Origin of the sequence: Gordonia sp. UBA7860 (assembly GCF_002500165.1) — a bacterium.
GTDB lineage: Bacteria > Actinomycetota > Actinomycetes > Mycobacteriales > Mycobacteriaceae > Gordonia > Gordonia sputi.
On the sequence record NZ_DLSO01000187.1, the window covers coordinates 573 to 8690 of the forward strand.

Annotated in this window: 6 protein-coding genes and 1 pseudogene; 2 read left to right on the forward strand and 5 right to left on the reverse strand. The window is 64.6% G+C overall.

The features are described from left to right. From B3T59_RS22520 to B3T59_RS22530, 3 genes and pseudogenes are all read right to left on the reverse strand, one after another. Window positions 1-254, reverse strand: a pseudogene (locus tag B3T59_RS22520) (HNH endonuclease); the annotation flags it as partial. Between the two features lie 190 nt (window positions 255-444). Next, window positions 445-1275, reverse strand: coding sequence for an SDR family NAD(P)-dependent oxidoreductase (locus B3T59_RS22525; RefSeq protein WP_287005187.1), 831 nt, complete (start codon window positions 1273-1275; stop codon window positions 445-447). 61 nt (window positions 1276-1336) lie between these two features. Next, window positions 1337-2884: a flavin-containing monooxygenase gene (locus tag B3T59_RS22530; protein WP_287005188.1), complete on the reverse strand. Its 1548-nt coding sequence runs from the start codon at window positions 2882-2884 to the stop codon at window positions 1337-1339. A gap of 103 nt (window positions 2885-2987) precedes the next feature. Between B3T59_RS22530 and B3T59_RS22535 the strand changes: the two genes are divergently transcribed. Then, entirely contained in the window at window positions 2988-3569 is a 582-nt protein-coding gene (locus B3T59_RS22535) for a TetR/AcrR family transcriptional regulator (protein WP_005205773.1), read from the forward strand. Between the two features lie 279 nt (window positions 3570-3848). Here B3T59_RS22535 and B3T59_RS22540 read toward each other — a convergent pair whose 3' ends face one another. After that, window positions 3849-4721 (reverse strand): LysR family transcriptional regulator, encoded by an 873-nt coding sequence (locus B3T59_RS22540; RefSeq protein WP_064864050.1) that lies wholly within the window; start codon window positions 4719-4721, stop codon window positions 3849-3851. A gap of 106 nt (window positions 4722-4827) precedes the next feature. On the opposite strand from B3T59_RS22540, the gene B3T59_RS22545 reads away from it, so the two are divergent. Beyond that, window positions 4828-5202 (forward strand): nuclear transport factor 2 family protein, encoded by a 375-nt coding sequence (locus tag B3T59_RS22545; RefSeq protein ID WP_064864052.1) that lies wholly within the window; start codon window positions 4828-4830, stop codon window positions 5200-5202. A 111-nt stretch (window positions 5203-5313) separates the two neighbouring features. Here the strand turns inward: B3T59_RS22545 and B3T59_RS22550 are convergent. Further along, on the reverse strand, window positions 5314-8118 hold a 2805-nt coding region (locus B3T59_RS22550), incomplete at its 5' end, for a multifunctional oxoglutarate decarboxylase/oxoglutarate dehydrogenase thiamine pyrophosphate-binding subunit/dihydrolipoyllysine-residue succinyltransferase subunit (RefSeq protein WP_287005189.1).

Sequence of the window (8118 nt, forward strand, 5' to 3'; positions counted from 1 at the left end):
GGCAGATCCCGGTCAGAAGCCTCCACGATCCAACGATCCGTCACCACACCCGCCGTCCGCAACGCCAGGCGTTCGGCCTCAATCGTGGCTTCGACCAGGACGTCGTCAGATACCAACGACACATCCACCGTCGCCAACTCATCCAACACCGCAGCCAGACGACACAGTTTCTCCGCCACCACCGCATCCGCCGACCCCACCGCAGCCGACACCAAAGCCGAAGGCGCGCCCTCGTTTCCACCGTTGATGTTCACGTGCCGCCGCCCCCGCCCCGCGTCGCATCGAATATGTGTTCTACACTACCCGACAATACGGACAACGGCGAGGAAATCTCGAACAATTTTTCGATCGCGCGGATACCGCTCGATCGGAGAGAAGGGCGTTGCCCTGTTCGTGCATTCGACTACGTCGTCTTGTGCACGAACAGGGCAACGACGACAGCGGTCAGCGGAACGAGCTGGTGACGCGCTTGGTCACGCCCGCCACGACGCCCTGGTACTTCGACGCGACGAGACGCACCCAGACGTCGAGCACGATGGCGTCGGCGCCGATGAGGACTCGCGCCTTGTTCTTCTTCACGCCCTTGATGATGGTGTCGGCAGCCGACGACGCCGAGGTCCGCGCGAGGTACTTGTCGAAGAACTTGGCGAAGTTGGCCTGGTCGTAATCGTCGGCGACCGTCGCGTTGCGGGCGATCGCGGTCTTGATGCCACCGGGATGCACGCAGGTGACGCGCACCGGGTGCTTGGCGATCAACATCTCCTGATTGAGCGCCTCGGTGAACCCGCGAACGGCGAACTTCGCCGAGTTGTAGGCCGCCTGGCCCGGCTCGGACAGCAGCCCGAACAGCGACGACGTGTTGACGATGTGGCCGTCGCCTGAAGCGATGACGTGCGGCAGGAACGCCTTGGTTCCGTTGACGACGCCCCAGAAGTCGACGTCCATGACGCGCTCGATGTCTGTCTCGGGGTCGCGTCCGGCGATATCGGCCTCGACCGTGTCGCCGTTGTTGAAGACGACGTTGACCTTGCCGTAGTGGGACATGACCGTGTCGGCGTATTCGAGGACCGCCTCACGCTCTGCGACGTTGAGCAGTTGGGCGTGCACCGGTGCGCCGGTCTCGGCGACGAGCTTCTCGGTCGTCGCGAGACCGTCGGGATTGACGTCGGAGATCGCCAGCTTGGCGCCCTGTTGGCCCAGCTTCACCGCGAGTTCGCGGCCCATGCCCGAGCCCGCACCGGTGACGACAACGACCTTGTCGCGAAAGTTCTTCATGGTGTTCTCCTTTGTGTGTTGGTGCGTGCGAGATCCGGCGTGCACGCGGATGTAGTCGAGATCAGGCGCTGGTGCTCGTGAGCACGGGCGGGGTGTCGATGTCGGCCGCCGACGAATCACGCGCGACAGAGTATGCGGCGACGTCGAATCGTCGGGTCTGCTTGCGGAAGTTGAACGTGAAGCCCGGCCACAGCGTGGTGATGTTGCCGTTGTCGTCGGCGTACCAGGAGGCGCAACCGCCATTGACCCAGACGCTGTTGCGGAGCGCGTGCTGAATACCGGTGTTGTACCCGCGTTGCGATTCCTCGTCGACGTCGACGCGCGTGATCCCCTGTGCGCGAACAGTTTTGAGATAGTCGACCAGGTAGTTGAGCTGCGACTCGATCATGTACACCATCGAGGTGTGTCCGAGTCCGGTCGCCGGACCGACCATCAGCATCATGTTCGGGAAGCCGTGGACGAACGACCCCTTGTAGCCCTGCATTCCGTTCGTCTCCCACGTCTGGGCGAGCGATCGTCCCTCGGCGCCGACGATGCAGTCGAACACGGGCGAATCGGTGACGTGGAAGCCTGTCGCGACGATCAGCACGTCGATCTCGCGCTCGGTGCCGTCCGCGGTCACGATGCCCGACGGCGTGACGCGTGCGATGGGGTCGGTGACGAGGTCGACGTTGGGTCGATCGAGTGCCGGGTACCAGGCGTTCGATCGCAGGATTCGCTTGCAGCCGACCTGGAAGCGGGGGGTGACCTTGTCGCGCAGCTTACGGTCACGTATTCCGCGTGCGATGTTGGCGCGAGCGACGAGCTCGACGGGCTTGAGCGCGGTACGCGAGTGCGTCAGACCGAAGGCGATGAACTCGTTGAAGGCGTACACCCCCGCGCGGCCGGCGCTCTGCACGATGGGCGCGTTCTTGAACAGCCAGTGCTCGACAGGGGTGTAGGGCCGCTCGGTACGCGGGACGATCCACGGCGCAGTGCGCTGGTAGACGTCGAGGTGGGCGACGCGCTTGGCGACCTCAGGGACGATCTGGATGGCCGACGCACCGGTGCCGATCACGGCGACGCGCTTACCCGAGAGCTCGACGTCGTCGTCCCAGCGCGCGGAGTGCATGACAGTTCCGCCGAACGATTCGATGCCGTCGATGTCGGGAAGATTCGGTTCGCACAGCGGTCCGACCGCGCCGATGAGGTGTTGTGCCCGGTACGTCGTCACGGCAGCGGTGGCCGGATCGGTTCCGGCGGGCACCGTGTCGATCAGCCAGTGCTGTTCCGACTCGCTCCACGCGGCACGGATGACCTCGACGCCGAACCTGGCCTTGTCACGCACGCCGTAACGATCGGCCACGTCGTTGATGTAGCGGTGGATCTCGGGTTGATGAGAGTACGAGCGTGACCATTCGGGATTGGGGGCGAACGAGTACGAGTACAGGTTCGACGCGACGTCGCACGCGGCGCCGGGGTAGGTGTTGTCGCGCCAGGTGCCGCCGAAGTCGGCTCCGCGATCGAGGATGACGTAGTCGGTGAAGCCGTTCTGACTCATCTTGATCGCCGCGCCGAGGCCGGAGAATCCGGCGCCGACGACGGCAACCTCAACATTGTGCGTTGTCATGCTCATCACAGTAGGAGCCTATTGAACATTAGTCAATAGGCTATTGAACACTGGTCAATAAGTCGCCTAGACTGTGCCTGTGACCCAGGCGAAGCGCACCAGGATGAGCCCGGAGGCCCGACGCGACCAGCTCATCGCGCTCGGGCTGCAGATGGTCTCCGAGCGGCCGCTCGACGAGGTGTCCATCGATGCGATCGCCGAGGTAGCCGGTGTGTCGCGCGCACTGCTGTTTCACTACTTCGCGTCGAAGCAGGAGTTTCACGTCGCCATCGCGAAGGCGCAGGGAGAGGAGATGTTGCGGCTGACAGCGCCCGACGAGACCCTCGACGATCCGCTCGCCATCCTGTGGAGCTCGTTGTCAGCGTTCGTCGACTACGTCAGCGAGCATCGCAGCGCCTACACCGCATTCCTGCGCGGCGCGTCGAGTACCGACCCGGCGATGCGGGCCGTGATCGACGGCACCAGAGCGGTGATGGCCGAGCGCATCCTCGATCACGCACCTGCGCTCGGCGTCGAGGTCACCCCGGCGGTCCGACTGGCGACGTTCGGGTGGATCGCCTTTGTCGAGGAGGTCACGATCGGCTGGCTCACCGATGGGGAGATCACCCGCGACCAACTGCTTGCCGTGATCTCCTCGTCCCTGCCTGCCCTTGTCACGACCCTCACGGATCTTCCGGCGCATTGAACCAGACTCATCAGAAACCCCAGAAACCCCAGTTGCCACCGGTTGGGTCTCCTGGGAACGGTGGCAGTTGACTCGGATCCGAAAGCCCCTGTGCGCGACGGAACTCACGAAACTCCCGAGCCTGCCTGCACGCCCGTCGGTACATCAGAGCCAAAGGAGTCAAGACGACGACGAGCACTGCTACGAGTATCAGACCGGCCATGCCTTGTGATGATCCGCCGACGTCGGTGCAGGTGGAAGGCCTGCGTCGTGCGTTCGTCGTACGGGAACCCCCGGGGATCAGCCGGTTCGACGCCGCATCTCACGGAGCAGGGCCGCGGTCGCCGGTGACGGGGGTTCGCGCCAGATGATGCCGAGTGTGGATCGCGCGGCATGGTCGGTGATCGGCAGGCTGACGGTGTCTCGCCACGAGGCGGCGGTGCTCTCGCTGAGTACGGCGACGCCGAGTCCGCGCGTGGTCAGCATGTGTGCAAGTGACGGGGTTGCGACCTCCCAGCGCGGAACCCGAGCGCCTCGCTCCCGTGCCAGCAGGGCGTCGAGTGCTGTGCGGGCGCCGGTGCCGCGGGTGAGCGAGATGAGGTCGGCGTCGGCGATCTCATCGGGTCCGACATCGGCACGCGTCGCCCACGGATGATCTCGCGCGACGACGGCGTGCAGCGCGTCGTCGACGATGACTGTGGTGTGCACGTGCTGGGGCGGCTCGCCCGACCACGCAGCGATCGCGACGTCGAGCTCGCCCGAGTGCACCCCGTCGATGAGCGTCGTCGAGATGGCTTCACGGACCGAGATGTCGACCCCGGGGTGTTCGTGGTGCATCCTCGCGATGGCATCGAAGATGGGCTGCCAGGTGAGTCCACTCACGGTGCCTACCCGCAGCGTGCCCGTGGTGAGGCCGCGCAGATCGTCGGCCAGCGCGACGACCGCATCGATTCCTTCGACCGCCCCGCGTATGGCTGGCAGTACTCGCTCTCCTTCGCTCGTCAACGTCACGCGTCGGGTGGTGCGCTGCAGCAGTGCGATCCCCAGTTCGTTCTCGAGCTTGCGAATCTGAGTGCTCACACCCGACTGGCTGATGTGCAGAGTCGACGCCGCTGCGGTGAACGATCCGGTGTCGACGACGGCGAGGAGGTAGCGGAGCTGATGCAGTTCCATGACTCAAAATGATAAATGCCATAAGAAATAGATGTTGGACAGATTAATCGCCGCTGAGCAGTCTGGAGTACGAACCCACTGACCGATGCTTCGAAAGGGAGAAGAGATGACTGTGGACACAACTGCACAGGCCGATACGGCGACCACCAGGGATGCGGCGACAACCTACTTCGACGCCTGGCGCGCAGGCGATTTCGACCGGTTGCGTTCGGTTCTCGCCCCCGACGTCGACTTCGTCGGTGTGATGGGGACGGCACGCGGAATCGACGAGTGTATTGCCGGTCTTCGTGGGATGTCGGAGCACCTGATGCGCGATCTCGTCTTGCACGCACGTGTTGTGAACGGCGCCGATGCGATCACGTGGTTCGACCTGGTCACCGACAACGCATCGCTACCGACGGCGAACTGGAGTCACGTCGAGAACGGCCTGATCACGCGGATTCGCGTGACATTCGATCCGCGTCCGCTCTCGAAGGGCTGACCGCTCAGTCCTTCCGCTGGGACTCGTGTGAGTTTCCGACGTTGATCGACAAAAAACGAGCGAGGGCCGCACCCGGCACGGGTCGGCCCTCGCTCGTTGCTATTCGACGCCTCAGGCAAATGCCTCGTCGAGGATCTCCTGCTGCTCGACGGCGTGCACCTTCGACGAGCCGGAGCTCGGTGCCGACATCGGGCGACGCGAGATGCGGCGCAGACCCTTGAGGAGGTTCGGCAGCATTTCCGGCAGCCACAGTCCGAGGAACGGCCACGGTCCCTGGTTGGCGGGCTCGTCCTGGACCCACACGAAATCGTCGGCGTTCGGGTACTTCTCGAGCGTCTCCTGGAGACGACGATGCGGTACGGGGTAGAGCTGCTCGACGCGGACCACGGCGATGTCGTCGCGGCTCTCCTTGTCCCGACGGGCGGCGATCTCGTAGTAGATCTTGCCGCTCACCAGCAGGACGCGCTTGACCTTGCTGCGATCACCGTTGTCCTTCAAGAACTTCGGATCGTCGATCACCGAGCGGAACTTGTCGTCGGTGAAGTCCTCGACAGGGCTGACGGCAGCCTTGTTGCGGAGCATCGACTTCGGCGTGAACACGATCAGCGGACGGCTGATCCCGTCGAGCACGTGCCGACGCAGCAGGTGGAAGTAGCTCGCAGGCGTCGACGGCTGCGCGACCGTCATCGAACCCTCGGCGCACAGCTGCAGGAACCGCTCGATACGTCCCGAGGTGTGGTCGGGGCCCTGGCCCTCGTGGCCGTGCGGCAGCAGCAGCACGACGTCGGAGCGCTGACCCCACTTGGCCTCGCCCGAGCTGATGAACTCGTCGATCACCGACTGTGCGCCGTTGACGAAATCGCCGAACTGCGCTTCCCACAGCACGAGTGCGTCGGGGTTGCCCACCGAGTAGCCGTACTCGAAACCGACCACCGCGAACTCCGAGAGCGGCGAGTCGTAGACCATGAAGCGGCCTTCGGAATCGGCGTCGCCGTCGAGCGGTGCGAGGTGATTGAGCGGTGTGTACTCGGAGCCGTTCTCCCGGTCGATGAGGACCGAATGACGCTGGCTGAACGTGCCGCGTCGCGAATCCTGGCCGGACAGGCGGACGGTACGTCCCTCGAGTACCAGTGAACCGAAGGCGAGCAACTCGGCGAACGCCCAGTCGACGTGGCCGTCGCGGCTCATCTCGTGACGACGCTTGAGCACAGGCTTGACGCGCGGATGCGGCGTGAAGCCGTCCGGTGTGTCGTAGAAGGCGTCGCCGATACGCTCTAGAACCGTCTTGTCGACGGCGGTGACCAGCTTCTGCGGCAGGGGCTGGTCGTCCTCGACGGACTCACTGGGCTCGGGAGTGAACTTCTCGAGTTCCTTGACCTCGTTGAAGACTCGTTCGAGTTGGCCCTGGTAGTCGCGCAGGGCGTCCTCGGCCTCCTTGGTCGAGATGTCGCCACGACCGATCAGAGCCTCGGTGTAGGACTTACGCACACCGCGCTTGGTGTCGATGACGTCGTACATCGCGGGCTGGGTCATCGACGGGTCGTCGCCCTCGTTGTGGCCGCGGCGGCGGTAGGACACGAGGTCGATCACGACATCGCGGTTGAAGCGCTGGCGGTAGCGGAACGCGAGCGACGCGACGTGTGCGACGGCCTCGGGGTCGTCACCGTTCACGTGGAAGACCGGTGCCTGAATCGACTTCGCGACGTCCGACGAGTACATCGACGAGCGGCCGTCCTGCGGCGAGGTCGTGAAGCCGACCTGGTTGTTGATGACGACGTGGATCGTGCCACCGGTGCGGTAGCCGCGCAACTGCGACATCTGCAGGGTCTCGTAGACGATGCCCTGACCCGCCATGGCCGCGTCACCGTGCACGAGCACGGGGAGCACGTCGTAGGTCTGCGCGTCGCTGCGGTCCTGCTTCGCACGCACGATGCCCTCGAGCACGCCGTCGACGGCCTCGAGGTGCGACGGGTTCGCGGCGAGATAGATCGGGATCTCGCCGCCCTTGGGCGAGGTGTACGTGCCCTCGATGCCGAGGTGATACTTCACGTCGCCCGAACCGGTGACCCGCCCCGCCTTCGCGCCCTCGAACTCGCGGAACATCTGGTTGTAGGTCTTGCCCGCGATGTTTGTCAGCATGTTGAGGCGGCCCCGGTGCGCCATGCCCATGGCGATTTCTTGGATGCCGTCGTCGACCGCATCCTGGCCAATCTGGTCGATGAGCGCGATGACCGACTCCGAGCCCTCGAGCGAGAAGCGCTTCTGGCCGACGTACTTGGTCTGCAAGAAGGTTTCGAAGGCCTCGGCCTGGTTGAGCTTCGTCAGGATTCGCAGCTGCTCGTCGTGCGTCGGGGCGACGTACGGGTGCTCGAGCTCCTCCTGGAACCAGGTGCGCTGCTCCGGGTCCTGGATGTGCATGTACTCGATGCCGATCGTGCGGCAATAGGTGTCGCGCAGGATGCCGAGGATGTCGCGCAGCTTCATGGTGCGCTTGGTGCCGAAGCCCGCGGTCACGAAGTGGCGCTCGAGGTCCCAGAAAGTGAGGCCGTGCGACTCGATCTCGAGGTCGGGGTGGGTGCGCTGCACGTAGGTCAGCGGGTCAATGTCGGCCATCATGTGCCCGCGGACGCGGAACATGTTGATGACCTGCTGCACACGGGCGGTCTTGTTCACCGCGGCCGCGACGTCGACGTGGACGTCCTTCGACCAGGTGATCGGCTTGTACGGGATGCGCAGCGACGCGAAGATCTCCTCATAGAAGCCCTCGCCGCCGGTGAGCAGCTCCGACACGATCTTCAGGAACTCGCCCGAGCCGGCACCCTGGATGACGCGGTGGTCGTAGGTCGACGAGACAGTCAGGCGCTTCGAGATCGCGAGGTTGTCGATCGTCTCCTGCGCCATGCCTTGGAAGGCGGC